Consider the following 26,390-nt stretch of genomic DNA (forward strand, 5'->3'; position numbering starts at 1 on the left):
AGTTGTAAGCTGTCAGGAATGGATCAAGAAAGTGGGCATCAAGAAGACCGCGCGGAAATTTCAGCTCGGCTAAATACTCGTTTGAGTACCTTTTTCCATTTTCTCTCCACAACTTTTATGGATGCGCTGCATCATATTCGTGCCTGGAGCCGGCTCAAAAAGGTCATCGTCGCAGTAGCTCTGATCGCGTTTGTGGCAGTAACTTTTTTGGTGGAATTACCCTCCATAACAGTGCTTAGAGATTGGGCCGCAGATGCCGGCGATGCCTTCATCTTCTTGTTCTTTGTCCTTTATATTGTGATCACCCAATTCCCCATACCTCGCACATTCCTTACCTTGGCCTCAGGCATCCTTTTTGGTCCTGTGCTTGGCAGTGTGTTGGCTTTAAGCGCCACCACTATTTCTGCACTTGTTTCGCTTTTGATCGTGCGTGGCCTACTTGGTGAATGGATGGCACCGCGACTCAAGCATCCAGCGGTAGAAAATATCAATGTTCGTTTGGAGCAACGGGGATGGTTGGCAATTGCTTCGCTTCGTATGATTGCAGCAGTGCCTTTTTCAGTACTTAATTATGCTGCCGCACTCACCAGCGTCCCGGTTCTAGCCTTTACTATTGCCACTTTTTTTGGATCTGCACCTGGCACAATTGCCACTGTAGTTTTGGGCGATGCCGTAACCGGATCAGGCAATTGGTTGGCGATTGTTTTTAGTGCACTTTTGGCCGGGTTGGGTCTGTTTGGAATCTATTTGGATCAAAGGTTGCCAGTCAAGTCTGGAAAATAGACAATTTGGGGTATCATGAAGATACTTAAAGGTAGTTCAAGTTTTTGAGGCAGCAAAAGTATTAAAGGGGGACGCCATCCATGTGGGCACTTCACGCCAGATACCGGGGCCGCGATACACGTCGGGCTGAATTAGTAAGGCGATTTGCCGAGGCCTTGTCCACGTTGGAAGGTGCTGGTGAATTTGAAATCATTGGCGTCGAGGAAATCCGCGCACACATTTCTTCTGCTGTAACCACCTGTGATGTGGTCATGGCATTGCTAGCAGCTGGCGATTGGGCAATCGGAATTGGAATTGTCCCCCGTGCGGAAAATCCCTTAAGTGATGTCGCGGCTACTCCCAAGGCAGCAGCCAAGCTTGAAGCTGCAAAAGAATCTGCCAAGAAGTCAGCTTCCGCAGCGCTGCGTCCCACCGCTAAGTCTGGAACCGTAAAGGTCCGGATTGCTGGCACCAAGCGCGATGATCCCCGCGCCTTTAATATCTCTGCAGCTTTTACCCTCATGGGTCAGGTTCTTTCCAAGCGCACCCAAGAAGGCCGCGAGGCTACTTCCCTAGTTCGTTCTGGGCTAAATCAAAATGAGGCAGCCGAGGAGCTAGGTATTTCCAAGCAGGCCATGTCTCAACGCCTCCAGGCTGCTGGTTGGCAGGCAGAAACCGCCGGTTGGCAACTAGCCGTTAACCTTATCGAAGAGGCCGGAAGGCCCTAAGACGAAAAGTGGGGCTCAGTGTCAAAAACACTGAGCCCCACTTTTTGCTATTTTTTACTGCTTATCCGTTGTTGGTATCCGGATAGTAATCGGCAGTGAGATGCTGCGACTGTGCCGGAGTTTCTGGTTGTGCTGAAATCTCTGGCTGCTTTTCGCGTCGCTTTCCAATCAACAACTCCGAGGGATCGGGATCTACGGGCTTATTTGCTACCGCATTTGCGGCAGCAACCGCTGCTGCGATCTCTGGATCAGACTCCGTGGAGAACCACTGGTCTACGTCATCGGAATTGGCTAGATCACGAGTCTCTTCATCAACACTTTGAGGCTCGTATCGGAAAACACCTTCAGCATCCTTGGAAGCAAATTGCTTGGCAAAGCCTTCCAGAGAATCAGTGAACTGGCTTGGAATAACCCACATCTTCGAGGCCTTACCCTCTGCAATCTGTGGTAGCTTTTCCAGGTATTGATAGGCTAAAACCTCAGGGGTCAGCTTTGCAGCCTTGATTGCAGCATTTACCTTTTGGATAGCACGAGCTTCACCCTGTGCTTCCAAATAACGCGCTGCTCTTTGACCTTCAGCACGTAGGATCATTGCTTGGCGTTCTGCCTCTGCATTCAAAATGGCGGCGTGCTTTTCACCCTCCGCCTGCAAAATCTTGGCCTGCTTTTCACCCTCTGCAGTTTTGATATCAGCTTCGCGCTGACCTTCTGCAGTCAAAATGGTGGCACGCTTCTCGCGGTCCGCCTTCATCTGCTTTTCCATGGACTGCTGAATGGAAGGTGGCGGATCAATCGCCTTTAGCTCCACGCGGCTAATACGCAGTCCCCACTTGGTAGTGGCGGCATCCAGCTCACCACGCAGGCGGCGGTTAATTACCTCGCGGGAAGTAAGGGTTTCTTCCAAGGTCATGCCACCAACAACATCGCGCAAAGTAGCCACAGAAATCTGCTCCACACCAACGATGTAATTGTCCACGCCATAAATGGCGCGTTCAGGTTCATTAATTTGGAAAGTGACCACAATATCGATTGCCACTGTCAGGTTGTCTTGGGTGATCACTGCCTGAGGTGGGAAAGACACCACACGCTCACGGGTATCAATTTTGGCGCGCACCCGGTCAATAAAAGGCACCAACAGTGTCAGGCCACCAGATACGGTGCGGGTATAACGTCCCAGTCTTTCAATAACTGCCGCTTCGCCCTGAGGAATCAAGGCTATGGACTTAATTACGACGATCGCTATGAATACTAGGAAAACTACGGCAAGGATTAGTCCTGTCATGGTTACTCCAATTTAGTTCGTTTAAGCTGCGTCAAACGTGGTTAAGGTAATGGCTATCACGCTTCTTTCCACACCACTGCGGTTGCGCCGTCAATGCTGATAACACTGACAAATTCACCTTGTTCAAAGGTGTGTGCTGGGTCGAGACTGCGCGCTGACCAGATTGAGCCATCTAGCCTAATCTGGCCCTTGTGTGCGGTGATATCTTCTAGAACTTCGGCGCGATGGCCAATGAGAGCCTTAATTGAAGTATCTAAGGCAGCAGGTTTATGGAGTCGCTTTTTTAAAGCTGGCCGCAAGAAAAGTAGCAGCGCCAATGAAGCAAGGGCGAAGCTTAAAAGCTCCGCCCATAATGGCACACCAATTAGGGAAACGCCGGCAGTAAAAAGTGCCGCTCCGCCGAGCATTAGCAGGGTAAATTCACCCACCGCTAATTCCAAGCCTGCGAGTACCAATGCGCCGATAAACCAAATTATTGCTCCCACGCAGGCCAGCCTACAGAAACTTAAATTTATCGGCAGCGTTATTTATTAAGCCAATACATCTTCTTTGCTTAAATCATGGTTGGTGACAAAATCCACCAGGCGTTCCACGGCACCAATGAGCGTGTAATCCAGATCCCTAAAGGAGTTCACTGCGTTATAGACGCGGTGCCACCCTTCCTTAGGGTCGGACCAGCCCACACGCTGGCAAATTCCGGTTTTCCAGTCTTCCCCATAGGGAACGTCGGGCCAGGCTTTAAGGCCTAAACGCTCAGGCTTCACTGCAGCCCAGATATCAATATAGGGGTGTCCGGTTACTGCCACATCGGCAGGCAGTGAGCGAGTCATGCGGGTTTCTTTGGAGCCTTCCACCAGGTGATCGGCAAGAACCCCGACGCGGCGTCCTGGACCGGGCTGAAATTCAGCGAGCCTTTCTGGCAGGTTGTCTAGACCTTCGAGGTATTCCACGACAATGCCCTCAACACGCAGGTCATGGCCCCATACCTTTTCCACGATGGCAGCATCGTGGATACCCTCCACCCAAATTCTGGAAGGGGCTGCAACTTTTGCTTGAACATTGGCCACGCGCCTAGATCCAGAATTGGATTTTTGGGGGGCTTGTTTTTCTACAAATCTGGTGAGGTTCACAATTTTTCCCTCCACCATAAAGGCACCTTTGCGCAGCTTATATAGCGCTTCCCTGCCACGTCGGTCCTCCAGGCGGACAAAATCCCCATCATAAGTGCGCTCAAATCCAACAACTGCACCAACAAAACCATCACCGCGAACTTCTACAACCAAGCCGGGTTCTGCTGGAATATTAGGGTATTCCGGAGCTCGGCTTCGAGAATGGCCACCAAGGATATCGCCTGCATAAGGATCAGAGAAACTCATAGTTGTTAACCCTAGCGAATTGCTGCGCTACACTACCCAATCACTATGGATATTCGTGCACAGGTCTACTCGCCTTTACAAAACACCGCCGTGTGGCTCGGCGCGTGGATTTATGAGTTAGTCCCCACCGAGGATGTTATCGATGCTTTTGTGGATCTCGGCGGACCTCACACCTTTGAAGGTGGTGGATTACTTGATTTATTAAGAACCATTAAAGAAACCACAAGAGAGCTTGTCGACGCCCCCTTCCGCGGGCCCGTCATCACTCTTGCGCTTAGCGGGCCTGGCGATGCGCCGGCTGTGCCGGCAGGTACGGAAGCTGCACGCCGGGTAAGCCTCTCACAAGAGGGTGCCCTGCTGCTACGTAGCGTCGACAAGCTTAAAAGTTTTGCCCTGATTCCTAGCCGCGGCAAAGATGCCACCGATTGGGCCTGGATTGAGGTTGAGGGTTTGTTGCCAGCGGGCGCGGAAGTCTCGCCTGGCGAGGCCGATCGTTTGCTGTCACAGGCAACTGCGGATGCAGCGAACATTATCGAGTCAAGTGCATATGCTTCACTTGCGCCGAAATCTTTGAAAAATCCGCGTTTGAAAGTGGGCTCTTTATCTGACTTTTATGACACACCGGGCCTGCCCTATGCCGTGCCGGATCGCAGTGCCAAGCTTTTTGCGCGTGCGGATCGAGTGGCGGCAATTATTGAAACGGTGCAAGACACCATTGGTGATCACAGCTTGGATCCACAATTAATCGCCCTGTGGAGGTATATCCGTACTGCGCGTATCGCCGGAGTTAGCTATGCCCTCGCAGAATTTGCGAGGGCATAGGATCCTAGTTAGCTGCGGGGACTGACTCCGCATTCGGGTTTACGCGCGAAGTTGGGCGCTTGGCAGCCGTACAGCAACCTTCCGCACATGGCACACCATTAACGGTGCAACCACGCGCGGGGAGCTTGCCAAGCTTTTCGATGGTGCGCTTAAGCTCCACCTCTTCAATCAAGTCAGCCACCATCGCGGCAAATTCTGGGGATGGGCCGACGGTGGCCACACGCTCGACCACCATATTGCGCTTCTGGGCTTCTTCCATAAGTTCTGAATCAAGATCCCAGATTACTTCCATATGGTCGGAAATAAAGCCCACAGGGCAGACTACGATGGCTTTCTGGCCGTTCTCATTGAGTTCGACAGCGTGATCGACAATATCTGGCTCAAGCCATGGAATGCTTGGGCTGCCCGAACGCGACTGCCACACTAGATCAAAATCTTCTATGCCTGCAGCTTGGGCGATAAGCTCTGAAGCCTCGCGCACCTGCTGAGAATAAAGTGAACCATCTTCCGGGGTGCCAGAGGCTTTATCAGCAGCCAGCGGAATGGAGTGCGCCGTAAAAACAAGGCGAGCCTCTGCTCGCAGTTCGGCTGGCATCTTCTCAAAAGATTCACGTACAGATTGCGCCATCTGACTAATAAAACGTGGGTGATCATAAAATTGGCGCAGCTTTGTAAAGGTGATTTCCTTATCCTGGGCGCCAAGGTGGGCAACCATTCCCTGAATATCTTCCTGGTACTGCTTACAACCAGAGAATCCACCCCAGGCGGAAGTTGCCAAAACTAGGGCATTTTTCACGCCATCGGCAGCCATAAGATCTGCTGCCTCATTGCCAAATGGAACCCAATTTCGATTGCCGAAATAAACTGGCAAGTCCATGCCTCGGTTAGCTAATTCACGCTCCACGTTGGCAATGATTTCACGGTTGAGCTCATTAATGGGGCTCACACCGCCGAAGTGGTGATAATGTACCGCTACCTCATCAAGGCGCTCTGGCGGGATGCCGCGGCCGCGGGTGACATTCTCCAAAAATGGACGAACCTCCTCATGTCCTTCGGGGCCACCGAAAGAAAGCACGAGGAGGGCGTCATAAGAATCCGAAGATCGAACATTCATGCCAAGCAGCTTACCAACTTTTGATTGATAGTGCACTTAGCATGTATCGACTATGAGATTTCTTGGATTTTAAAGTAGGCGAACCACATTAGGCGTCATGCCAGACCAGCGGACTGGGGAAACCATAACAGTTGAACCTGAGCTTGGAGCCTCCAGCATTTGACCGTCTCCGAGGTAGATCGCAACGTGCTGAGATGCGCCTGGACCATAGAAAATAAGGTCACCGCGTTCCATCTGTGCTGCTGGAATCTGAGTTCCATATTGGTACTGATATCCGGTGTAGTGCGGCAATGCAATTCCCACACCTGCAAAGGCATAAAGGGTTAGACCAGAGCAGTCGAATCCGACCTTGTTGTAATCGCCGTATGAGTCAGCGACACCACCATCGCGAATACCTAAGGTTGGACCATTAGCGTTACCGCCACCCCAGGCATATTGCACACCCAGCTGGCTCATACCGCGGGCAATAACTGCCTCAATCTTTGCTTCGCGATCCCCGGTGACAATGGTGGACGCTCCGGAGGTGACATCTTCTAGATCCTCGAGGGAACTGTCTTCACCTGCGTAAACGCTGTCATCATAATAATCATCTTCGGTGTAGAGAGCGTCACTTGAATCAGAAGTGGAGCCGGTAACCGGAAGCTCTGCAGCAGGGGTTGGAGTCGCGGTGGTGGAAGGTGCAGACTCAGCTTCTGTTACCTCTGTGTCTTCTGCAGATTCGGTGGATTCCGCAGGAGCTGCAGTGCGTGCGGTTGCAGGTCCCTGAATTGCTGCGATCTCTGCAGCTGCTTCATCCTCGCCTGTTGGATAAGGATTTTCCGTAGTTGCGTGATCAGCCTGGGAGGCTGCAATCACGGCGGCGGCAGCAACTGTTGCAGCTGCAAGTGCTTGGTTTTGCAGCTCCTTTGCGGCGGCATCATCTGCTGCAGCTGCATCGGCTGCGGCCTGTGCTTGTTCAGCGGCCGCCTGGGCTTCAGCGGCCTTTGCCTGTGCTGCGGCACGATCGTTTGCTTCTTGTTCTGCAGCTTGTGCAGCCTGGGCAGCTGCTGCTTCCTGAGCTGCCTTAGCCGCAGCTTCCTCAGCTTGGCGCTTTTGTTCAGCAGCTGCAGCAGCTTCCGCTTCAGCCTTCTTACGTTCTTCTTCAGCGCGCTGGAATTCCTGGTACTCCGCACGATCACTATTTAGTTGCTGTGCGGCAGTACGAGCCTCAGCGAGGCTTTGCTGAGCCTGATCACGCTGAGCAACCAAGGTGGTGCGACTGTTGTTGAGCTCATTAATTTGCGCAGAGTTAGTTTCAATAGCACTTTGGGTCTGCTGCTGCTTTTCAGTAGCTTCAGCTTCCCGCTTTTCTGCCAGGATGCGAGCCTCACGCAGCTCAGATTCCTTATTGGCATTTTCGGTGCGCAATTTATCAAGCTCCGCAACGGCAGCTTGTTCTTTTTCTGCGGTGGTACGCAGATAAGTCTGGCGATCTAGTGCATCTTCACTGGCCTCAGTACCTGCGAGTCCAGAAATGCCCTTGGTGGTGCCATTTTGGCGATAAGCAGCGCGTGAGATCTCATTTAGACGCTCTTGAGCTGCATCAATTTGGCGTTGGGACTCTTCCAATGCAGCTTTGGCAGCGCTGGCGTCTTGACGGGCCTTTTCCGCTTGAGCCTGGGCATCGTGGAGGTCGACAAGATCCTTGTTCACAGCTTCACGCAGAGCGCCCATCTCAAGTTCCAGGCGGTTAATTTCCGCCTCGGTTGCAGACAACGAACTTGCTAGGCGGGCGACTTCCCCATCGCCGGCCTGCACATTTTGCTCTGCTTGAGCAATAGTTTCATCGTCTGGATTAACAGGTTGTGCCACTGCTGGGGCAAGCCCAGAGATCAAGCTGCCACCAATTGCTACTACTAAAAGTGCCCTCGAGACGGCACCGATGCTTGCCACCTTTTGGGTACGGTTCAGCCCAGCTCGTGCGTCTCGAAGACTTGATTCTCGTTTGGCCACGTGATCTCCTGTTCAATCCAATTCTTTTCAAAGTCCAGTACCAAAACTTGATAATGCGGTTTAGACATTGAAAAGCCTGCAATCCATGCAAGCGCGAGTTACCCTTCCCAACTCCACACATATCCAATCTGCAGTGTGATCCACATTCCGCGGCAAGCTTCCCCGTTTGCCCGAAAAACGCAGTGGAATCTGCCCAAAAGTTAAAGTTTCAAGGCTTTAAACTTGAGAACCACTGTGACTGAACATGTCTAAAGTTTTAAAAGACGACCCGTGAGTCGATATCTGAACCTTAAGTCACCTAGATAACTTTTGATACATTATTAACATCAGTTACATAACAAAAGGCCAGCACGTGCAAGTGTTTGCATGTGCTGGCCTGCGGTTTTAATGATTTCACAAATTTATGTGAGCTTCATCACAAAGTTGGACTTAGTATTTTCTTATCAGATTTACAGCTTGAAGAATTTCCCGATTTATCCAGTTTTCACATATCAAGCCTAAAGGCTTGATAATTGCGCTTTTCGACGCAAACCCCACTGCGCTAGCGCTATCACCACCAATAGGACGGTTAGCACTACGAGTCCCATCACCGTGACGGCAGTCCAATCAATAGCACCCACACTTGATTGCGTTACATCTTCTATTAAAGCCTGGGCACCAGCTGCATAATCAGGAGTTGCCAGCATATCGCCTTGACCAATTTCCAACACTGCACGCGAATGAATATCACTTACCACCGCGCCAGATTCCGGCGAACGGACAACCACAGTTTCAAAGTCGGTTGTATTTAATAGCTCTTGCGCAATATCGCGCAGATCAGAGGTCATCGGCGGAGTCTTATCTAAATAGACCAACCCTACGGAGCCGAAGTCTCCCGCCTGCGCCTGCTTAGCCACTCCCACTAAGTCATGTTCAAGTTGAGGATATTCACTAGCAGTATGGGGCCCCACCATTACGGCGTCCTTATTAAGGTCCTGGGCCAAATCTGCAATATCAATATCTTCAGGAATCAAGGGTGAACCTTCCACGGAAAATTGGATCTTAAGAGGCGGGATACGACGGTCCCCAATATTGATTGGGGGTAATTCAGGGGGTGGAGAGAAGTCACATTCCGCCCCTGGGGGAAGCTTTAAATATTTGCATATCCCCAGCCTGGAGACAACTAACAATGTATCAGTCTGTCCTTGTGTGCCGACACTCAATTAATAAACTACCCATCTTGCACAACAGAACGCCCGTACTGTTAGGATAATTGAGACGTAGGGTTCTTTAATGGCATGTCCGCCGGAAGAATCTGAAGTTTTTCCCTTATCGACCCCGCCCACAGCAAGGCCGAGGGGAATCTCACCCTGGAAAAGTTAGAATTGGAGCTCACTGTGACTGAAAGCAAGAACTCCTTCAATGCTAAAAGCACCCTTGAAGTTGGCGACAAGTCCTATGACTACTTCGCCCTTTCTGCAGTGCCTGGCATGGAGAAGCTGCCATACTCCCTAAAGGTTCTTGGAGAGAACCTTTTGCGCACTGAGGATGGCGCAAACATCACCTCCGAACACATCGAAGCAATTGCTAACTGGGATGCCTCCGCTGAGCCAAGCGTTGAGATCCAGTTCACCCCTGCTCGCGTTCTTATGCAGGACTTCACCGGCGTTCCTTGCGTCGTTGACCTTGCTACCATGCGTGAAGCTGTTGCTACCTTGGGCGGCGACCCTAACGGCGTTAACCCACTTAACCCAGCGGAAATGGTCATCGACCACTCCGTTATCGTCGAGGCTTTCGGCCGTCCAGACGCTTTGGCTAAGAACGTTGAGATCGAGTACGAGCGCAACGAAGAGCGTTACCAGTTCCTTCGTTGGGGTTCCGAGTCCTTCTCCAACTTCCGCGTAGTTCCTCCAGGAACCGGCATCGTTCACCAGGTCAACATCGAGTACTTGGCACGCGTCGTCTTCGACAACGAGGGCCTTGCATACCCAGATACCTGTATCGGTACCGACTCCCACACCACCATGGAAAACGGCCTTGGCATCCTCGGCTGGGGCGTTGGCGGCATCGAGGCTGAAGCAGCAATGCTCGGCCAGCCTGTCTCCATGCTTATCCCACGCGTTGTTGGCTTCAAGCTGACCGGTGAGATCCCTGTTGGCGTAACCGCTACCGACGTTGTTTTGACCATCACCGAGATGCTTCGCGATCACGGCGTTGTTCAGAAGTTCGTTGAGTTCTACGGCTCCGGCGTGAAGGCTGTGCCTTTGGCTAACCGTGCAACCATCGGCAACATGTCCCCAGAGTTCGGTTCCACCTGTGCAATCTTCCCAATTGACGAAGAGACCACCAAGTACCTCCGCCTGACCGGCCGTCCAGAAGAGCAGATCGCTCGCTCTTGTTGAGGCTTATGCAAAGGCTCAGGGCATGTGGCTCGACGAAGACACCGTTGAGGCTGAGTACTCCGAGTACCTCGAGCTCGACCTGTCCACCGTTGTTCCTTCCATCGCAGGTCCAAAGCGTCCTCAGGACCGCATCCTGCTTTCTGAGGCTAAGGAGCAGTTCCGTAACGATCTGCCTACCTACACCTCCGATGCTGTTTCCACCGACAACTCCATCTCTGCAAAGCGCATGGACAACGAGGGTGGCGCACAGGATCAGGGCGAAGTTCTTGACAACTACAACTCTTCTTGGGCTGGACACGGCGAGTCCCTGTCCACCACTTCTGAGGGTCGTCCTTCCAACCCTGTAACTGTTACCTCCCCACAGGGTGGCGAGTTCACCATCGACCACGGCATGGTTGCAATTGCTTCCATCACCTCTTGCACCAACACCTCTAACCCTTCCGTTATGATCGGCGCTGGCCTGATCGCACGTAAGGCTGCAGAAAAGGGTCTGAAGTCCAAGCCTTGGGTTAAGACCATCTGTGCTCCAGGTTCTCAGGTTGTTGACGGCTACTACCAGCGTGCAGACCTCTGGAAGGACCTAGAGGCTATGGGCTTCTACCTTTCCGGCTTCGGCTGCACCTCCTGTATTGGTAACTCTGGCCCACTGCCAGAAGAGATCTCCGCTGCTATTAACGAGCACGATCTCGCTGCAACCGCCGTTTTGTCCGGTAACCGTAACTTCGAGGGACGTATCTCCCCTGACGTTAAGATGAACTACCTGGCTTCCCCAATCATGGTTATTGCTTACGCAATTGCCGGCACCATGGACTTCGACTTCGAAAACGATGCTCTGGGCCAGGACCAGGACGGCAACGACGTCTTCTTGAAGGACATCTGGCCATCCACCGAGGAAATCGAAGACACCATCCAGCAGGCTATTTCTCGTGAGCTTTACGAGGCTGGCTACGCTGACGTCTTCAAGGGTGACAAGCAGTGGCAGGAACTTCAGGTTCCTACCGGTGACACCTTCGATTGGGACGAGAACTCCACCTACATCCGTAAGGCACCTTACTTCGACGGCATGCCAGTCGAGCCTGAGGCTGTTACCGACATCAAGGGCGCTCGCGTTCTTGCAAAGCTCGGCGACTCTGTCACCACTGACCACATCTCCCCAGCTTCTTCCATCAAGCCAGGCACCCCTGCTGCGCAGTACTTGGATGAGCACGGCGTTGAGCGTCAGGACTACAACTCCCTCGGATCTAGGCGTGGTAACCACGAGGTCATGATGCGCGGCACCTTCGCCAACATCCGCCTCCAGAACCAGCTGGTTGACATCGCAGGTGGCTACACCCGCGACTTCACCCAGGAAGGTGCTCCACAGGCCTTCATCTACGACGCTTCCGTTAACTACAAGGCAGCTGGCATCCCACTGGTTGTTCTTGGTGGTAAGGAATACGGCACCGGTTCTTCCCGTGACTGGGCTGCAAAGGGCACCAACCTGCTTGGTGTTCGCGCAGTAATCACCGAGTCCTTCGAGCGTATTCACCGCTCCAACCTCATTGGTATGGGCGTCGTCCCACTGCAGTTCCCTGCAGGCGAGTCCCACGAGTCCCTCGGACTTGATGGCACCGAGACCTTCGACATCACCGGACTGACTGCTCTTAACGAGGGCACCACTCCTAAGACCGTCAAGGTTACCGCTACCAAGGACAACGGCGATGTTGTTGAGTTCGACGCAGTCGTTCGCATCGACACCCCCGGTGAGGCTGACTACTACCGCCACGGCGGCATCCTGCAGTACGTTCTGCGTCAGATGGCAGCTAGCTCTAAGTAATTAGAAGTTCGCCAAGTGTTGGTGCTGCAGGAAGTATTCCGTAAGCACCAACAACACAAGGGCCCCATCATTTACAGGCCATGATTGCTAAGTGGTCATGATCTCAAGTGGTGGGGTCCTTAGTGCTACGCCCATTTTCGCTGCCCATTTTCACCCAATCCCCCGTCCCAAGGAGTCAATCGTGACCGTTGCAAGCGGTGATAAGCCCACTAATAGTCGACAAGAAATTCTCGAAGGCGCCCGTCGGTGCTTTGCAGAACACGGCTATGAAGGCGCAACCGTTCGACGATTGGAAGAAGCAACGGGTAAATCCCGCGGCGCAATCTTCCATCACTTTGGAGATAAAGAAAAGCTCTTTTTGGCCTTAGCTCGTGAAGACGCAGCTCGAATGGCTGAGGTGGTATCGGAAAATGGTCTCGTTGAAGTAATGCGTGGCATGCTCGAGGATCCCCAACGTTATGACTGGATGTCTGTGCGTTTGGAGATTTCGAAACAATTGCGCACTGACCCGGTATTCCGTGCGAAGTGGGTGGATCACCAAAGTGTGCTTGATGAGGCCGTAAGGGTGCGCCTGGCCCGCAATGCAGACAAGGGACAAATGCGTACCGACGTCCCCATTGAAGTACTTCATACCTATTTGGAGACTGTAATGGACGGTTTTATTTCTCGTCTAGCCACCGGTGCTCCCACCGATGGGCTTTCTGAAGTCCTCGATTTGGTAGAAAATTCAGTTCGACGCACTGATTAAGAATAGCCCCAGTTCGGCAATTTGGTATATAGGAACTAGACTAAGCGGTATGGTTTCAGTTCTATTAGTCCAACCCCGTCAAGGTGAAGCAGTTGCGGCTGCTGAACGTAGAGACTTTCTCCAGGCAACTGGACTTAAGCCCACAGAACTAACCTCCCGAATGCTTGATAGCACGGACACTGTTATTGGAAGCCTTGCAGGCTTTGATGGCGTGATCGTGGGCGGTAGTCCACTAAACGCCACCAACTTTGAATACAGCCCCTGGCAGCGCCATGTCCATAAGGAACTTAGTTCCTTAATCGATCAACCTCTGCCCACCTTCTTTATCTGTTATGGCAATACCTTTCTCACCTATGTTGAAGGTGGAGAAATTGGTCGAACCCATCCCGAGCCATCCGGCCCGACCACGGTATTTCTTAGCGAAGCCGGCAAAAAAGATGTGCTCACCCGAGATCTCCCAGATAGCTTTACCTCTTTTACGGGACACACAGAAAACGCCATAAAAGCAGCTCCTGGGCACCGCGTACTAGCTACTGGACCAACCTGTCCGATTCAGATGATTCGCGCCAATAAATCCACCTGGTCAGTGCAATTTCACGCTGATATGGACGCAGTGGGAATGAAAAACCGAATGGACTTCTATGCCAATTACGGCTACTTCTCCCCTGCGGATTATGACGATATCATTGCAAGTTTGCCCAGTGTAGATTCAATTTATGCAAACCGAGTACTGCGCAATTTTGTCGAAGTTTGCGCTGGCACCCGTCCTGCTGATGGCGCAGAACACCAGGATTAGAAATTACTGGATGCTTTTTACATCTTCCACGCCATCGACAAATGGCAATACCCGCGCCTGTGGGAAGCTGTCACGAGCGGCAAGTTCTGCAAGAACTTGAGCCACCAAGATTCTTGAAGTGCTACGTCCAGCAGCAGCTTCTTGGGTATCGGCAACAACTTCTACGCCTGTGACTTCATCCATGGTCAACGCACTAGGACCAAGAATTAGGTAATCAAGGCCAGATGCAGCTAAGTGCTCATCTGCTGCCTTCTTCGCTTCTGCATAGGCATAGAAAGAGTTCTCAGGGGCAATAGTATGCTTTGTGGCTCCAACGTAGCTGACCATCATATAACGAGGGGCTTGCTCACCCAGGCTTGCTGCTCCGTCAATGGAGGCAATCGCTGCATCACGATCAATGGCATAGGTAGCATCTGCACCACCCTTGCCACCATTACCGGCACTCCACACCACTACATCGAAGTCTTTGAGCAGTTCCGCCCAGTCGTTTACAGATAGTGCAGTGACATCGCGCTCTAGGGGCGTAGCCCCGAGCGCCTCAATCTCGGAGCGGTGCTCCGGGTTGCGGTAGAGGGAGGTGACTTGCTGGGCCGCGTCGACAAGCAAAGGGGTTGCCAACAACGCAACCCTGCCGTGGCCGCCAATGATAAGGATTTTGGAAGATTTAGTCATAACTCCCCACCGTAGCGCCGACTATTTCTTTCTGCCGAAACTCCAGTACAAGGTGGGTCCGATGCCGTTGACAAACGTCAAAAGGAACCACATCCATTTAGGTCCACGGATCTTTTCGGCGGGGCGACGGTAGAGGGAAATCCAGGTGGCGATTTTTCCGCTGAGTTCCGCAACAACCGCGCCAATAATAGGAAAGCGCTGCTCAGTACTAAGATCTAGCCAATCAGCGCGCAGTGATCGAATGGTGCCAGGCAAGCTATCAAACTTTTTGCTCATGGGGTTGATGATACGCCCAAAGTTTCGTGTCCGCCTCAGGATGTAGCATGAACTTATGTTCGCAATCATGACTGTCACGGGACAGGATCACACCGGAATTATCGCTGCCGTTTCCACTGCTCTGGCTGAGCTTGAGGTTAATATTCACAACGTTTCTCAGACCATTATGGACCAATGGTTCACCATGATTTTGCATATCGCATTTGATGAAAATCAGGTTGATATTGCCACCTTGCAGGAAAAAATGAAGCCTGTTGAGGCAGCCCAGGGCTTGATTATTCGAATCCAGTCTGAGGCTTTGTTCTCCGCGGTCAACGAGATTTAGGAAACACCGATCTACATGGCAAATTTTATGACTTCCTCAAATTTTAATGATCGCTCCACCAAGGGCATTTTGGACACCATTGAGATGATTGAGAAATATCGTCTTGATATTCGCACCGTGACCATGGGTATTAGCCTGCTGGAATGCGCGCGCAACACCATGGAAGAAACCTGCCAGGCTGTTTATGATCGTGTAACCACCCAAGCTGCTCGCTTGGTTGAAGTCTGCGAAGGCATTGAGCGTGAGCTGGGCATTCCGATTGTCAATAAGCGCATCTCCGTTACTCCAATTTCTTTGGTTACCGCAGGTTGTAAGGGCAATCCTGCTGATGTTGCCCATGCGCTTGATAAAGCAGCAAAAGAAGTTGGCGTGAACTTTATCGGAGGTTATTCTGCACTGGTAGAAAAGGGTGGCACCACCTCTGATATTCGCCTCATCCGCTCCATTCCTGAGGCACTGAGTCAGACCGATGTGGTCTGCGGTTCGGTCAACGTGGCTTCCTCCCGCGCTGGTATCAATATGAATGCCGTTAAGGAAATGGGCAAGGTTGTTAAGGAAGCTGCTGCCTTGACCGCTGATTCTTCTGCCATTGCCTGCGCCAAGCTGGTGGTTTTTGCCAATTCCGTGGGAGATAACCCATTTATGGCAGGTGCTTTCCACGGCATTGAGGAACCAGACTGCGTGGTCAGCGTCGGCGTTTCTGGACCGGGCGTCGTCAGTCGCGCACTGGGCAACCTGGAAGGCGCAAGCCTTGACCAAGTTGCCGAGGAGATTAAAAAGGCTGCCTTCAAGATCACCCGCACCGGCCAGCTCGTCGGCGCAATGGCCTCTGAGCGCCTCGGCGTCCCCTTCGGCATCGTTGACCTCTCACTGGCCCCCACCGCCGAGGTCGGCGATTCAGTGGCCAATATTCTAGAGATCATGGGCCTCGACCAAGTAGGCACGCACGGCACCACTGCCGCCCTGGCTTTGCTTAACGACGCCGTGAAGAAGGGCGGAATGATGGCATGTTCCCGCGTCGGTGGCCTTTCCGGATCATTTATTCCCGTCTCTGAAGATAAGGGCATGATCGACGCAGTTCGTGCCGGCACAATTTCCATTGACAAACTTGAGGCCATGACTGCAATCTGCTCCGTGGGCCTCGATATGATCGCTATCCCCGGTGACACCCCAGCGGAAATCATCTCCGGCATGATTGCAGATGAAGCAGCCATCGGCGTGATGAACCATAAGACCACTGCAGTACGAGTCATCCCAGTTCCGGGCACCGTCCCTGGCGATGAGGTCGACTTCGGTGGACTCTTGGGCTACGCCCCAGTAATTCCAGTTAATACTGTTTCCAACCGAGACTTTATTAACCGTGGTGGCTTTATTCCGGCACCGGTTCATGGTTTTAGAAACTAGTTTTTCTGATCCGTGTTACCTGGGTTACCTGGCGGGATCATGCCCTCCAGGTAACGCTGGGTGATCCATAGCTGTATTGGCCGGACTACCCCATTTCCCAGCCAAGCCCACCACCGTGCAGGTTTAGAAAAGGCTACGATTCGCCCTTCTACCGTGTCATCATCATTAAGGGTGATTTCAAAGGCTTCTTCGCCCTTTTCTACATGCCCCGCCAAGGTGCCATAAACCAACACTGTTTTTGTTGGATGGTGGATGAATTCGAGGATCACGCACTTTGACGTGGTGCCGGCAAATTTCAGAGTAACGATCTCACCCTTTTCGATTTTCCCTAAAAGCTGCATCTTCGCATTGGCGTGGACTTCCCCACTGTGCAGCCGCCTCGCTGCTTCGGCATAACACTCATCACCCTGGCCGATATTGATGGAACGGTCGACCATCTGCCAACCTTTTAGTCCCAGCTCTTCAGGGGTTTCTCCGTCCAAAAGGCGCAGAGTTAGGCGACGTAAATTATGCGGATAAGACAACTGCAGGGGGTGCATGAGTTAAGGGTATATCACGGTAAAAGTATTGGAGCTTTATTGCTCGAGCAGTAAAAGCAAAACCGCGCCCCTTTTCGATTGAGAAAAGAGACGCGACTTCAAACCTAAAACTGTTTTCCGTGGGGGGATCCGGAAAACTATGCGGGATATTTGCGGGATAGAACGGTCAAAAATGGCCGTTTTTGACACATTTCCGCAGGTCGTGTTAGGCCAATTCCACGATTTCCATGAACGAGGTCAGGCGGTTTGGCCACCTGGGGAAACGTAAAACACCAGGTCAAGACCGTTCATGATGTTCGCTTTGTTTGCCCTATTGTTTGAGTTTGAGACCTGGGAAAAGATTTTTGTGGATTTGGTGCCCAGACTTTCGGGCTTGAGTCCACACCATCCACACTGGACAACCAGGCCTTATACCCTCGAACTCACTGCACGAAATCTGCTGTTTCTATATGGCCGCAAATCCGGACAAGGTTGGTTAGAACAAAGTTCCTAAAAGTAGTTTCGGAATCCAAGGAACCATTTGGGTGGGATTGCAGTCTAACCAGTTATGACTATTTTCCTCGACGCAGATGACAAACACTGGATCCTCGCCCGCGACCGCCGAGAGCTTGACAACGTCCTCCTGGAGCGCATCGACTCCGACGATGACGATCACCTTCTCCGGCTAGCCGTAGCATGCCTCGGATGTGAAGATGAGGACGTGATGTGGGTCGAGGGATGAAATATCCCCAAACTAATTAGGCCCGCTCTCTTCTTATTTAGAACAAAATTAAGAACAAGAAATGAAACCCCTCACTTTCGAAGTGAGGGGCCATATACTTCAAAGGAGTTTCATTTATTGAAAAATATTAACTATTTATCTGGGAATGTGATAACACCTCTAAATCGAGGCTTTCAGTCTGTTTGTACATTCGAAGATTCATTTCCGTATCAGCCAGGACAACAGCTTGAAATGAGTTCACTTCCCTACCTTCATCCATGATGAGCAAAGTCGACTGGAGCACGTCCTCAAACCGGTTCCATAGCTTGGTTAAAGCGTTCGGATCAGAATCCAAATTGTTAAGAATTAACTCACAGATCCGGTCGAGCGTAAGCTTATTGGTCTCATCATTAACTTGAGCCCCCTTTATAGCTTCAGCATTCCATTCCCACTCGTCGTCCAGATCTTCAATCGGACTGAGTAGCTCTTCCGAAACAATTACATATAGTGTCAAGTTTCTTCCTGGTCTCTCCCACTGATCGGCGGAGACGCGAATGTCTTGAACTAAATCAAGCACTCTGGAGAAATTTCCATTTTTACCTGACGAGGACTGGACTTTTTCTCTAAGCTTTCTGAAGGCTGGATAAACTTCATCTGGAAATGGAAACCGCCCGAAAGCGCGAGTAATTCTCCACGAAAGCTGCCTAGCGGCCTTACCGCTCGCTCCACCATCTATTCGAGAAGTAACAGGTTGACCTTCAAGCTGGACCTTGGGTATAGAAATCGCTTTCTCAAGATTCACCACCTGTTCTATACCGTCGCTATTTTTTAGATATAGATGAAGTGGCTTACGTCCTTTGTCTGCATCTTTCTTGGCTCTGTCGGAAAGATCTATTAAAACCGGGGCTACTAGACAATAAGATTTCGACGATTGCACGACATCGCAGGTTTGACTTATTATAGCAACGCCCTCGGGGGTTTCTAATTTTTCACTTCTCCCGATTTCTTCAGCAGGTATTAAGAGCTCGGGAAGAAGAATAATATCGCCCTGACGTAAGTTAGCGCACCCCTGTGTCACTTTTAAACCAGCGGATTGCTTCACAGCTGGATTAACTCTCTCGGACTAAGCGCGCTCACCTGCAGAGTGGCATTTTCATGTAATTGCGCGAGTAGTGCATGAAAGATGCTCTTCCCTTCACGTGAAGCTAAGAGGTGAGCCCGCCTCTCCTGGGGAGTAGTGCCAGGCAAAGTATTTATAATGCCCAAAACCAGTGATGCACGTTCTTCATGTTGTGGAGCCATGCTTTTGCCGTTAATCCAGTTATGAACTGACCTTCTCGAAACCCCGAAAAGTCGTCCAAGCTGATCAATGGTCAAACCTGAACGCTCACGAAGTTCTGATATCTGAGAAGCTGAGGTCAAAACACCGGCATTTGCGGTGGACTTATAAGTGGCTTGGGCACCAGTTGAGGAGAATTTTTCCACGGACATCCCCCCGTGCCCCTGATTGAATGTACGACTGGGACCAGCTGTAGTTGTCGCTGTATGCGTTAACAACGGCACACCGGATGTTGTAGTTGTTAGCATTAACGCGCCCGCAAGGAGCATGCCTGAAGCGCTCGCCGAGCCGTGGCGACGCTCAAGAACTGCACCTGAGGTGGTGACCATTATTGTTCACTCCCAAATTCTTTCAAAAAACCCTCACTGGTAACGTATTTAAAGAAATCATAATTGATATCTGCAAGCTTTCCGGCGGAAGCTAACACATTATTCACATCAAATGATGTCTGCTGATGGATTGTCGCATCAAGATCGAGGACCCAAGACTGTCCCGAATGAGGCGGAATCGCTGGATCAACTGTTTTCCCGGGAGGTAGAAGACCAGAGCGAACTTGCATTACAGCATCTTCCACTCGAATCACGACTTGGTTCTGATTCTCCTCCAATTGCGCTTGACCCGTAGCAAAATCGATTCCAGCAAAACCTAACACCTGCGGGTGGATGTATTCAGATAGATTTTCGATCAGATTGGATTCTATTACCTGATTCACATACCGGACACCGACTCTTTCGACTAGGGGAACTTTTACAACAGCCGCCAACTCTTTTAAGATTTTTTCGAGTGGGAGGCAGAAATCTTTAAAGGTGGAGTATGTAGTGCAATAGAAAGATAGAAAACGGTGACCTAGGATGACGTGCCAATTGTCATCGATAGACCGCCATTGGTAAACCTTTTCCGATGGCCCCTGGGACGCACCCTCTGGTGATATCACGACGTTAGCCTGGGTATATTCTGAAAAAATTGGATAATCAGCTATTGCTAAACCAAATTGTCTGGCTATTTCATCAATGTTGCCCTGAAGCTGAACCAGCTCTGGCCAGCCCAATTGACACAAAACAAGACGAAGTGGCGGGTTAGCTAGCTTTACCCGGTTTTTACCATCACCGGTGAAGGGACGCAGTCTTTCTCTTTCGCTCATGCTTCACACTGTACTTCACAGTTTGGCTCACCACACAACAAGTCACCCCCTTTTCTAGTCACAAATCTTTAACGCATCCTGCAGGGAAAGCCTCAAGTCTATTTTTCTCAGGGTCGTTAACGTTTCCTGGTCTCTATGGCTTACCGTCATAAAAAATGAGGATCCTGCAGAGTAGGGTGATCGAATTTAATATTTCTTCTTAGAGGGGCATTTTTAGGGGTAGCACTTTCGAAAACGCCTTCATCGACGCCGCACAAGTGTTAGCTTACGAGTAATTAGACTCACTTCTACTTATCGAGGCGCCATGACAACCCCATTTGAAGACCCCATTTCCCCTACCAGTGGACAATCAGGAGAGCGCAAATCAGGATGCGTTAAATGGGGCGCTATTCTTGGCGCTGGTTTCATCGCACTAATGATTGTCGTTCCATCCTGTGGATCAAACTCTGAAGAGGCGGAAGCCCCAGTTACGACCATTACTCAGACAGTGACTCAAACAATCACTTCTACTCCCCAAGCTAAAACAGTCACCCAAACCTCAACAATAACCGCAGCTGAGATAGCTTCTTCAGTGGAAACTTCGTCAGAAATCGCTGAACCTGTTGTCCAAGAAGATGACTCTTACCTGTCTACCAGTAATAGTGCACCCCAGAGGTTCGCTACGATACCGGATCCAGAACCAGCAACTGTTCCTCAATCCGCCAATTATGCAAGCTGTGCCGAGGCACGTGCGGCTGGAGTAGCTCCAATTTATGCAGGGTCACCTGGCTACCGGAGCGGCCTTGATCGTGATGGCGATGGCATCGCTTGTGATAAATAGCAAAACATAAAAATCGCCCCACCCGCCAATTAAGGAGGGTGGGGCTAAGGTTTAGGTAGGGTCTCGGATGCGGTTTTCCAACCACTCTGTGTAGCTCAAAAATGGTGGGGGTGGGAGTGACAGTCCGAGGTCAGCAGCCCAAATCTCAATCTTCCGCAGAGTGCTAGTGACCTCCACAATGTACTGGTGTTTTTGCTGCTCACTACGGCGCAACGCATCCACCTCCGCACGATGCTGAGCCAAAAGCTCTTCACGCTCCACTCGGCGGGCTTCACGCTCCCGGTCAAGATCAATACGCAGCTCCTCCACCCGCTCTTTCAGTCTCTCCATATCGGCATGGAATTCCTCCCACACAATGGAGGTGCGCTGCTTGACGGCTTCCTCGATCTGCGTATCCAAGCTTTTACGGCGCTTTACCGCGTTGATTTGGCGATTATTCCAGAACCTGGCGGGTGCACCCCACACGCCACCAAGCTTGGCGGCTTTCTCGGAAAATGTGAGGAATATCAGGACTATGGTGGCCACCGTGGTAAGCCAGATCGGTGTCCCCGGTGGCAAATTAGGGTCAATCAATAGGATCACCTCGGATTGGATCACACCCGGTAGCCATGATTTTTTCCTGACGTAGGCGACTAGCTGTGCCGATTCCCAGGAGGGTGTGGATCACGCATGAGGTGACCAGAGCAATGGCGCTGCGGATGCCGTCTAATTCTAGGCTGGCAATGATGATTGCCAAGACGATGCCCGCACCTAAGACTGCTCCGCCCATGTATTCCCAGTCGCTGATCTTGCGCGCTGCACAGCTCGCCAATATTGCGAGGGCGATTAATGCCGCTGGAATGTAGATGATTTCCAGCCCTACCCCCGTGCGAACAATGACATCGGTGGCCACCCCTACGCCTAGGCTGGCGTAGATCACAGCATCAATGAGGTGAGCTGCGAGCACTCCCCTGCCGAATCTAGTCACAATGGAGATTAGGCCTAGGAGGCTTCCGCTGAGTAGTACTGCGCCCCATAGCCACAGGGGTGCTGCTGCTTCCACAGTCGATAGTCTCCATGAGGTTTCGGGGCTATCTCCCACCAGGTAATCAATGCCACGGATCGCACCCGCGCCAAGGATTGTGATTTTGACAGCCATGGTTATTTCAGGTGGGAATCCTCCTGGCTGCCACCTGCCTGGCATTATCCCTGCTCAGGGTTGACGGTCACACCCGATACGCTCGCCCGCTCCAGGTGCGCGTCGCTCCCGGCCTGCTCCAAACGCTGCGCCATAGATGGGGTGATAGCCCCCTTAGTGCCAGCATGGATAGCAATCTGCGCAGCGCCGATAACCACAGCGACCAGAATATTTGCCCACTCAGGCAAGTCGGAGGAGGACGCCACAAGCACGTTTGCAAGCTGCAGGACAGTACCAGCTACGGCTGTGATGGAATCTTTACGGCGCATATACCACGGCTGATCAGCAATAGCTTGAGCTACCGTGGATTGAAAAAGACTAGCCATGATTTACACACTCTCTTTCTTGAAAAGTTCCTGAATTTTAGTGATGACACCAGGCAGCATGTGCGCGTGCATAGCCTCCACCTTTTTATCGACCTGCAGCATCATGCCCACCAAAGTGCCGCGCCATGTGGACTGCTTGCCGTTTTCATCAGTGACTAGTGATTGGAATTCATGAGTCAGCTCGTGATGGATAGCGTCAATCTTTGCCGCTAGTTCCTCTTGGCGTTCTGGTGATAGAGCCATGAAAAGCCCCTCCTCTTTTTGAGGCACCACATCGAGGGTGCCGTATTGGTTGAATTTGTCGATTCGTGCTTGCACTTCTGTGCGGAATGGCCCCATCGGCATTGGTTTGCCGTTTAATCCCGGGTCCCATTTCCCCTGAGCAGCCATGGAGTACTCCCAGTGGCTGATGCAGCGTGACGCTGGCAAACCTAAATACCAGAGGATTGCAGCGACTGTGCGGTAATAAGCTTCCATTTCCTCTGGTGGCCAGGTCTGACCATCGCCCTGTGCCTCAATACCAATGGTGAAGAAGTTGGCGTTATTGGTTGGTAGGCCTGGGTATGAGCCTTTTCCTGCGTGCCATGCGATACCGGCACCTACGAGGGTGACGACACCTTTTCGGGAAAGATGAATCTGACTTGAGAGCGCATATTCGAGGTTGGGATTCCAGCGGATAGTGTTTGTGCTCGTGTTATTTGCACCGGTATGGTGGGCGATGACACCCCAGATGGTGTCAAAGTCGCCCATGCCCCACTCGGTCCAGCCTTCATCCTCAATGACGGTCACACCGAATGCGCGCAGCACGTCCGGTAGCCAGGTGGGGTCTCCCCTACGTCCCGGACTTTTAGTAAAAGCCATAATGGCACCTCCTTTCAATAGGAAAACCCCAGCCATAATGACTGGGGTTTTAGTAAAAAATGCTTTCAATATAGTCGCGCCGGGAACACTTCGAACCTATGAGCGAAGTTTTAACGTCACACCGAGAGTCTGGGCGCCCCTGTTTACTGTGTGTATGGTGCCCTACCTGTGTGTGCGGTTAGGGCGGGGCTACTCGCTTAGCTGCTCTTTCAGCTCAGCGTTTTCCGCCTGCAAAGCCCTCACCTGACTGTTCAGATCAGCGATAAGTAGGGCGAGGGATTCCAATTCGTGCATGTGTTTCTCCTAAGTGGTCTGGAAAGCAATCTTTTTACGGACGTTGCCGATGGTGAAATACAGGTCAGTCCCGTCATATTCCATATTTCCGGATAAAGCCGTATCCATGAGCGGGCCGGGCGAGAACCGCAGCGGTGCGCTTCCCGGCGCACCGCTAGAGGCCATGATGTGCAGGTGCGCGGCAGGGTATTCCACACCAATGCCCACATTCTTCTCCGAGCGTCTGCCGTAAATGGTATTTGCGATATTCAGCCACCCCGTCACATCTGGATTCTCGGAGTACGGTACACCGCCGACGATGATGCAGTTATCTCCAGAAACCTTACCGCGTGCGACGTCATACCCGATGAGGACATTGTTGGCACCGCTGGCGAGGGTAGGTGCTGCTAGATTACCCATCACGATATTGGTGCTACCCGTGGTAATCTCTCTGCCTGCCTGGTGTCCGACGAGAGTATTCCTGCGTGCGGTGGTGATTGAGTATCCGGCACGGTAGCCAATAGCGATGGTCTCCGTGGCATTTGCCCCTACTGCACCATGCAGCGCCTCCGCGCCGACGGCGACGTTGTAGATACCCGAGTTTTCCCGCGCAGCGTAATTTCCCACAGCCACGTTGTGGTCGTAACCAGCGTTTTTGCTCAGCGTCCCCCGCCCGACAGCGACATTACCGCTACCTGGATTGGTGGCCTGCATAGTGTCGTCACCGATCGCGATATTCCACGCGCCGGAGGTGGCGAAAGAGGCAGCGCGGCGACCAATAGCAATCGTGTCATTAGCGCCGTCCGCCTTGTCCATGGCGTACATGCCAATGGCAATATTTCTCGACCCCTCGCCCTGCCACAGGCAGTCCACGCCCATGATCACGTTCTCACGGCCCGAGATAATGTTGTGCCCTGCGAATGGGCCGACGGCAACATTCCGGTCCCCTCCCCGGTTGCGCATGAGAGCCTGGTGGCCGATGGCCACATTTCTGGACACCCGCCTAGAGTCCCGCAGAGCCTCTGTACCTATGGCGACATTGAAAAATCCGCTTACGTCACGCATCATGACGGCCCGACCGATACCGATTGAATCGGAGCCGGAATGCTCCTCACCTGCCCGTCTGCCGACGAAAAGGGACGACCCGGCTGTACGCACATGAGTGTCGGTCTCGCCCTGCGCATCTTTGAGTGCCATGGTGGGGGGTAATGCCCCGACCACCTGATACAGTTTCACCCCGGTGACCTGCGTCTGATTTGAGGTCAGAGGGGTGATCTTGAGCGGGTCTGATGTTTTCGGAGTGAAGCCAATCTGGTAGGTCTGCGTGTCCAGGCGGAGCGATTTATAGATAGGATCGAGGCTAACGCCAGCAATCGACACGGAAATTTCCCCCGGGAATGTGTTATTTACACGATAGGGGGAGAGCGTAAACTCTAGTACGTATGTCTCGCCGGTGGTCAGGGCAGGTATTGCCCAGGTGAGTGATTCCCCGGATAGCGGTCCACTGTAACTAAATCCGGTATCGTACGTGCCAGACCAGCTCGCAGGAAGTGTCCATCCGGTAGCAGTAGCAAGATTTTGCCCGAGGATAGTGCCCGGTGGCGGCGCTGTAGTCGTTGCGTAGACCTCTCCGAGCCGCTCCTCCACCGCATCGGGCAGGCCGGTGCCGGGCTTTGTGTCGTCGTATGAGATAAGTTTCTTTGCCATTGTTTTAGGCTCCAATCAGGTAAGGGAATTTAGGCCACGTGGAAGACCACAGTCATACCCCTGAAAATGGGGTGCGGAAAAGCCCCGATCCAGGAGGGTCCTCCTGAAAAAGTTGATTGACAGCAGCACGGGTGAGCGTAGATGGCTGGGCGATCAGATTAGCAGTCTGCCCATCCACCGGGGACTCAGGAGACAATCCCTCACGCTCTTCTAGCGCAGCTACGCGATCATCAACATTCCCAGCCGTTGACAATGCGGTCGTAGCTTTCGTTTCAGCCCGCGTAGACTCGGAGCGTGCAGAATTAGCTATTGATAACGCCTGTGCCGCGGTGGTTTCCGTCGCCTGCAAGCCTGACTCAGCACCCCCCACCCGCGCCTCATGATCCTTTAGTGCTGCATGAATTACCTGGTGAGAATCTAGATGCCCGGTCTGACCATCACTGACATTGGTGGGAAGATTATTAATTTCGTCCATACTGATCTCCTAGTGATCGTCTACAAAAGTGTCTTTGAATTGGTCGAGCCATGACCAGCGGAATCCGTCGCCATCCCAGAGCAGCCCCATGCCCTCCCGGGCGGTTTCCACAGGGAACCAGGCGTGCATTTGGGCATCAAATTCGCCCTCCACGTCAGCCACAGCATCTGCACGCGCATCTTCGATATCTTCTAGGGCACGATTTACCACCGGGGGTGTGTAAATGAAAGCGCTTCCCAGCACATCGATGAGGGTAGCCGTCTCCGTATCTGGCACCGCACCCTGCTTTTCACCCGTGTCAGCAATGCCCTGACACTCAAAACGCACCATCACCGGCCCCGGCTCAAGCTCGACCGTGGCGATACCATTGACGAGCTGCACTGGCTCAGGCGATGTGGAAATCACAGTGCCTGTGGTGGACTCGCGAAAATGTGGCGCATAGAAAATGAGTCGGTCATCCGGCCCCGTAGAGCTAGCAATATTCGTAATGTCAATATTGATTGTGGTCATAGCGTCCTCTCAAAAGAAAAACCCCACA

At 52.1% G+C, this 26,390-nt stretch carries 28 protein-coding genes and 1 pseudogene; 10 read left to right on the forward strand and 19 right to left on the reverse strand.

The window, feature by feature from the left end; genetic code table 11:
* The first annotated feature begins 18 nt into the window (after positions 1-18).
* Both H924_RS07065 and H924_RS07070 read left to right on the forward strand, forming a co-directional pair.
* Positions 19-783, forward strand: a complete 765-nt coding sequence (locus H924_RS07065) for a TVP38/TMEM64 family protein (protein ID WP_015651271.1) — start codon at positions 19-21, stop codon at positions 781-783.
* Between the two features lie 80 nt (positions 784-863).
* Entirely contained in the window at positions 864-1,490 is a 627-nt protein-coding gene (locus tag H924_RS07070) for a hypothetical protein (protein ID WP_029703348.1), read from the forward strand.
* Between the two features lie 61 nt (positions 1,491-1,551).
* On the opposite strand, the gene H924_RS07075 is transcribed toward H924_RS07070, so the two are convergent.
* Genes H924_RS07075 through H924_RS07085 form a run of 3 tightly spaced genes read right to left on the reverse strand, consistent with a single transcriptional unit; the run spans position 1,552 to position 4,148 of the window.
* Positions 1,552-2,772 carry an SPFH domain-containing protein gene (locus tag H924_RS07075; protein WP_015651273.1) on the reverse strand — a complete coding sequence of 407 codons (1,221 nt, stop codon included), beginning with the start codon at positions 2,770-2,772 and terminating at the stop codon, positions 1,552-1,554.
* A 56-nt stretch (positions 2,773-2,828) separates the two neighbouring features.
* Positions 2,829-3,257 (reverse strand): NfeD family protein, encoded by a 429-nt coding sequence (locus tag H924_RS07080; RefSeq protein ID WP_015651274.1) that lies wholly within the window; start codon positions 3,255-3,257, stop codon positions 2,829-2,831.
* Positions 3,258-3,302: 45 nt separating this feature from the next.
* On the reverse strand, positions 3,303-4,148 hold the full coding sequence (locus H924_RS07085) for a DUF3097 domain-containing protein (RefSeq protein WP_015651275.1): 846 nt from the start codon (positions 4,146-4,148) through the stop codon (positions 3,303-3,305).
* 45 nt (positions 4,149-4,193) lie between these two features.
* Between H924_RS07085 and H924_RS07090 the strand changes: the two genes are divergently transcribed.
* Entirely contained in the window at positions 4,194-4,970 is a 777-nt protein-coding gene (locus H924_RS07090) for a hypothetical protein (RefSeq protein ID WP_015651276.1), read from the forward strand.
* 4 nt (positions 4,971-4,974) lie between these two features.
* On the opposite strand, the gene H924_RS07095 is transcribed toward H924_RS07090, so the two are convergent.
* The 3 genes from H924_RS07095 to H924_RS07105 all read right to left on the reverse strand — a co-directional run bounded on the left by H924_RS07095 (position 4,975) and on the right by H924_RS07105 (position 9,089).
* Positions 4,975-6,084, reverse strand: a complete 1,110-nt coding sequence (locus H924_RS07095) for a ferrochelatase (RefSeq protein WP_015651277.1) — start codon at positions 6,082-6,084, stop codon at positions 4,975-4,977.
* Positions 6,085-6,153: 69 nt separating this feature from the next.
* Entirely contained in the window at positions 6,154-8,076 is a 1,923-nt protein-coding gene (locus tag H924_RS07100; RefSeq protein ID WP_015651278.1) for a DIP1281 family NlpC/P60 protein, read from the reverse strand.
* 497 nt (positions 8,077-8,573) lie between these two features.
* Complete coding sequence (locus H924_RS07105; RefSeq protein WP_029703352.1) at positions 8,574-9,089, reverse strand: Rv1476 family membrane protein; 516 nt, start codon at positions 9,087-9,089, stop codon at positions 8,574-8,576.
* 363 nt (positions 9,090-9,452) lie between these two features.
* Between H924_RS07105 and can the strand changes: the two are divergent.
* The 3 genes and pseudogenes from can (at position 9,453) to H924_RS07120 (ending at position 13,817) form a co-directional block, all read left to right on the forward strand.
* Positions 9,453-12,273: pseudogene (gene can / locus H924_RS07110) on the forward strand (aconitate hydratase).
* Between the two features lie 181 nt (positions 12,274-12,454).
* Positions 12,455-13,021: a TetR/AcrR family transcriptional regulator gene (locus H924_RS07115; protein ID WP_015651280.1), complete on the forward strand. Its 567-nt coding sequence runs from the start codon at positions 12,455-12,457 to the stop codon at positions 13,019-13,021.
* Positions 13,022-13,070: 49 nt separating this feature from the next.
* The gene (locus H924_RS07120) at positions 13,071-13,817 is read left to right on the forward strand and encodes a glutamine amidotransferase (RefSeq protein ID WP_015651281.1); all 747 of its coding nucleotides are present in this window, start codon (positions 13,071-13,073) and stop codon (positions 13,815-13,817) included.
* Positions 13,818-13,820: 3 nt separating this feature from the next.
* Here the strand turns inward: H924_RS07120 and H924_RS07125 are convergent, their stop codons facing one another.
* Both H924_RS07125 and H924_RS07130 read right to left on the reverse strand, forming a co-directional pair.
* Positions 13,821-14,489 carry an NAD(P)H-binding protein gene (locus H924_RS07125; protein WP_015651282.1) on the reverse strand — a complete coding sequence of 223 codons (669 nt, stop codon included), beginning with the start codon at positions 14,487-14,489 and terminating at the stop codon, positions 13,821-13,823.
* A gap of 21 nt (positions 14,490-14,510) precedes the next feature.
* Positions 14,511-14,765, reverse strand: coding sequence for a PLDc N-terminal domain-containing protein (locus tag H924_RS07130; RefSeq protein ID WP_015651283.1), 255 nt, complete (start codon positions 14,763-14,765; stop codon positions 14,511-14,513).
* A 55-nt stretch (positions 14,766-14,820) separates the two neighbouring features.
* Between H924_RS07130 and H924_RS07135 the strand changes: the two genes are divergently transcribed.
* A complete protein-coding gene (locus H924_RS07135; RefSeq protein ID WP_015651284.1) occupies positions 14,821-15,090 on the forward strand; it encodes an ACT domain-containing protein in 270 nt (89 codons plus the stop codon).
* A 27-nt stretch (positions 15,091-15,117) separates the two neighbouring features.
* Positions 15,118-16,494: a PFL family protein gene (locus tag H924_RS07140; protein ID WP_035107831.1), complete on the forward strand. Its 1,377-nt coding sequence runs from the start codon at positions 15,118-15,120 to the stop codon at positions 16,492-16,494.
* On the opposite strand, the gene H924_RS07145 is transcribed toward H924_RS07140, so the two are convergent.
* Positions 16,491-17,033, reverse strand: coding sequence for a DUF1990 family protein (locus tag H924_RS07145; protein ID WP_042392590.1), 543 nt, complete (start codon positions 17,031-17,033; stop codon positions 16,491-16,493). The two genes, H924_RS07140 and H924_RS07145, sit on opposite strands and share 4 nt — an antisense overlap.
* A 547-nt stretch (positions 17,034-17,580) precedes the next feature.
* On the opposite strand from H924_RS07145, the gene H924_RS14365 reads away from it, so the two are divergent.
* Positions 17,581-17,754 carry a hypothetical protein gene (locus H924_RS14365; RefSeq protein ID WP_015651288.1) on the forward strand — a complete coding sequence of 58 codons (174 nt, stop codon included), beginning with the start codon at positions 17,581-17,583 and terminating at the stop codon, positions 17,752-17,754.
* 127 nt (positions 17,755-17,881) lie between these two features.
* Here H924_RS14365 and H924_RS07150 read toward each other — a convergent pair whose 3' ends face one another.
* From H924_RS07150 to H924_RS07160, 3 genes are all read right to left on the reverse strand, one after another.
* Complete coding sequence (locus H924_RS07150; protein ID WP_015651289.1) at positions 17,882-18,835, reverse strand: hypothetical protein; 954 nt, start codon at positions 18,833-18,835, stop codon at positions 17,882-17,884.
* Positions 18,832-19,224: a helix-turn-helix domain-containing protein gene (locus H924_RS07155; protein WP_015651290.1), complete on the reverse strand. Its 393-nt coding sequence runs from the start codon at positions 19,222-19,224 to the stop codon at positions 18,832-18,834. The genes H924_RS07150 and H924_RS07155 overlap by 4 nt, the downstream gene beginning before the upstream one ends.
* 176 nt (positions 19,225-19,400) lie before the next feature.
* Complete coding sequence (locus tag H924_RS07160; protein ID WP_015651291.1) at positions 19,401-20,213, reverse strand: TIGR04255 family protein; 813 nt, start codon at positions 20,211-20,213, stop codon at positions 19,401-19,403.
* Between the two features lie 304 nt (positions 20,214-20,517).
* On the opposite strand from H924_RS07160, the gene H924_RS07165 reads away from it, so the two are divergent.
* A complete protein-coding gene (locus H924_RS07165) occupies positions 20,518-21,033 on the forward strand; it encodes an excalibur calcium-binding domain-containing protein (protein WP_015651292.1) in 516 nt (171 codons plus the stop codon).
* Positions 21,034-21,084: 51 nt separating this feature from the next.
* Here H924_RS07165 and H924_RS07170 read toward each other — a convergent pair whose 3' ends face one another.
* The 7 genes from H924_RS07170 to H924_RS07200 all read right to left on the reverse strand — a co-directional run bounded on the left by H924_RS07170 (position 21,085) and on the right by H924_RS07200 (position 26,362).
* Entirely contained in the window at positions 21,085-21,606 is a 522-nt protein-coding gene (locus tag H924_RS07170; RefSeq protein ID WP_015651293.1) for a hypothetical protein, read from the reverse strand.
* Positions 21,599-22,171 (reverse strand): hypothetical protein, encoded by a 573-nt coding sequence (locus H924_RS13660; RefSeq protein WP_015651294.1) that lies wholly within the window; start codon positions 22,169-22,171, stop codon positions 21,599-21,601. Before H924_RS13660 ends, H924_RS07170 begins: the two co-directional genes overlap by 8 nt.
* Positions 22,172-22,215: 44 nt before the next feature.
* Positions 22,216-22,536, reverse strand: a complete 321-nt coding sequence (locus H924_RS07180; protein WP_015651295.1) for a hypothetical protein — start codon at positions 22,534-22,536, stop codon at positions 22,216-22,218.
* Between the two features lie 3 nt (positions 22,537-22,539).
* Complete coding sequence (locus H924_RS07185; RefSeq protein WP_015651296.1) at positions 22,540-23,397, reverse strand: peptidoglycan recognition protein family protein; 858 nt, start codon at positions 23,395-23,397, stop codon at positions 22,540-22,542.
* Between the two features lie 303 nt (positions 23,398-23,700).
* Complete coding sequence (locus H924_RS14145) at positions 23,701-24,669, reverse strand: hypothetical protein (protein ID WP_155861937.1); 969 nt, start codon at positions 24,667-24,669, stop codon at positions 23,701-23,703.
* A gap of 760 nt (positions 24,670-25,429) precedes the next feature.
* On the reverse strand, positions 25,430-25,852 hold the full coding sequence (locus H924_RS07195; RefSeq protein WP_015651298.1) for a hypothetical protein: 423 nt from the start codon (positions 25,850-25,852) through the stop codon (positions 25,430-25,432).
* A gap of 9 nt (positions 25,853-25,861) precedes the next feature.
* A complete protein-coding gene (locus H924_RS07200) occupies positions 25,862-26,362 on the reverse strand; it encodes a hypothetical protein (protein ID WP_015651299.1) in 501 nt (166 codons plus the stop codon).
* Positions 26,363-26,390: the final 28 nt, after the last annotated feature.

The sequence above is a fragment of the Corynebacterium callunae DSM 20147 genome (assembly GCF_000344785.1).
GTDB classification, from domain to species: Bacteria; Actinomycetota; Actinomycetes; order Mycobacteriales; family Mycobacteriaceae; genus Corynebacterium; species Corynebacterium callunae.

Excerpts from the sequence above, each read along its gene's own strand:
- H924_RS07065 (WP_015651271.1), top strand. The coding sequence starts at position 19 with ATGGATCAAGAAAGTGGGCATCAAGAAGACCGCGCGGAAATTTCAGCT.
- H924_RS07070 (WP_029703348.1), top strand. The coding sequence starts at position 864 with ATGTGGGCACTTCACGCCAGATACCGGGGCCGCGATACACGTCGGGCT.
- H924_RS07075 (WP_015651273.1), bottom strand. The coding sequence starts at position 2,772 with ATGACAGGACTAATCCTTGCCGTAGTTTTCCTAGTATTCATAGCGATC.
- H924_RS07085 (WP_015651275.1), bottom strand. The coding sequence starts at position 4,148 with ATGAGTTTCTCTGATCCTTATGCAGGCGATATCCTTGGTGGCCATTCT.
- H924_RS07090 (WP_015651276.1), top strand. The coding sequence starts at position 4,194 with ATGGATATTCGTGCACAGGTCTACTCGCCTTTACAAAACACCGCCGTG.
- H924_RS07095 (WP_015651277.1), bottom strand. The coding sequence starts at position 6,084 with ATGAATGTTCGATCTTCGGATTCTTATGACGCCCTCCTCGTGCTTTCT.
- H924_RS07120 (WP_015651281.1), top strand. The coding sequence starts at position 13,071 with ATGGTTTCAGTTCTATTAGTCCAACCCCGTCAAGGTGAAGCAGTTGCG.
- H924_RS07125 (WP_015651282.1), bottom strand. The coding sequence starts at position 14,489 with ATGACTAAATCTTCCAAAATCCTTATCATTGGCGGCCACGGCAGGGTT.
- H924_RS07130 (WP_015651283.1), bottom strand. The coding sequence starts at position 14,765 with ATGAGCAAAAAGTTTGATAGCTTGCCTGGCACCATTCGATCACTGCGC.
- H924_RS07135 (WP_015651284.1), top strand. The coding sequence starts at position 14,821 with ATGTTCGCAATCATGACTGTCACGGGACAGGATCACACCGGAATTATC.
- H924_RS07140 (WP_035107831.1), top strand. The coding sequence starts at position 15,118 with ATGACTTCCTCAAATTTTAATGATCGCTCCACCAAGGGCATTTTGGAC.
- H924_RS07145 (WP_042392590.1), bottom strand. The coding sequence starts at position 17,033 with ATGCACCCCCTGCAGTTGTCTTATCCGCATAATTTACGTCGCCTAACT.
- H924_RS14365 (WP_015651288.1), top strand. The coding sequence starts at position 17,581 with ATGACTATTTTCCTCGACGCAGATGACAAACACTGGATCCTCGCCCGC.
- H924_RS07155 (WP_015651290.1), bottom strand. The coding sequence starts at position 19,224 with ATGTCCGTGGAAAAATTCTCCTCAACTGGTGCCCAAGCCACTTATAAG.
- H924_RS07160 (WP_015651291.1), bottom strand. The coding sequence starts at position 20,213 with ATGAGCGAAAGAGAAAGACTGCGTCCCTTCACCGGTGATGGTAAAAAC.
- H924_RS07165 (WP_015651292.1), top strand. The coding sequence starts at position 20,518 with ATGACAACCCCATTTGAAGACCCCATTTCCCCTACCAGTGGACAATCA.
- H924_RS13660 (WP_015651294.1), bottom strand. The coding sequence starts at position 22,171 with ATGGCTGTCAAAATCACAATCCTTGGCGCGGGTGCGATCCGTGGCATT.
- H924_RS07180 (WP_015651295.1), bottom strand. The coding sequence starts at position 22,536 with ATGGCTAGTCTTTTTCAATCCACGGTAGCTCAAGCTATTGCTGATCAG.
- H924_RS07185 (WP_015651296.1), bottom strand. The coding sequence starts at position 23,397 with ATGGCTTTTACTAAAAGTCCGGGACGTAGGGGAGACCCCACCTGGCTA.
- H924_RS07195 (WP_015651298.1), bottom strand. The coding sequence starts at position 25,852 with ATGGACGAAATTAATAATCTTCCCACCAATGTCAGTGATGGTCAGACC.
- H924_RS07200 (WP_015651299.1), bottom strand. The coding sequence starts at position 26,362 with ATGACCACAATCAATATTGACATTACGAATATTGCTAGCTCTACGGGG.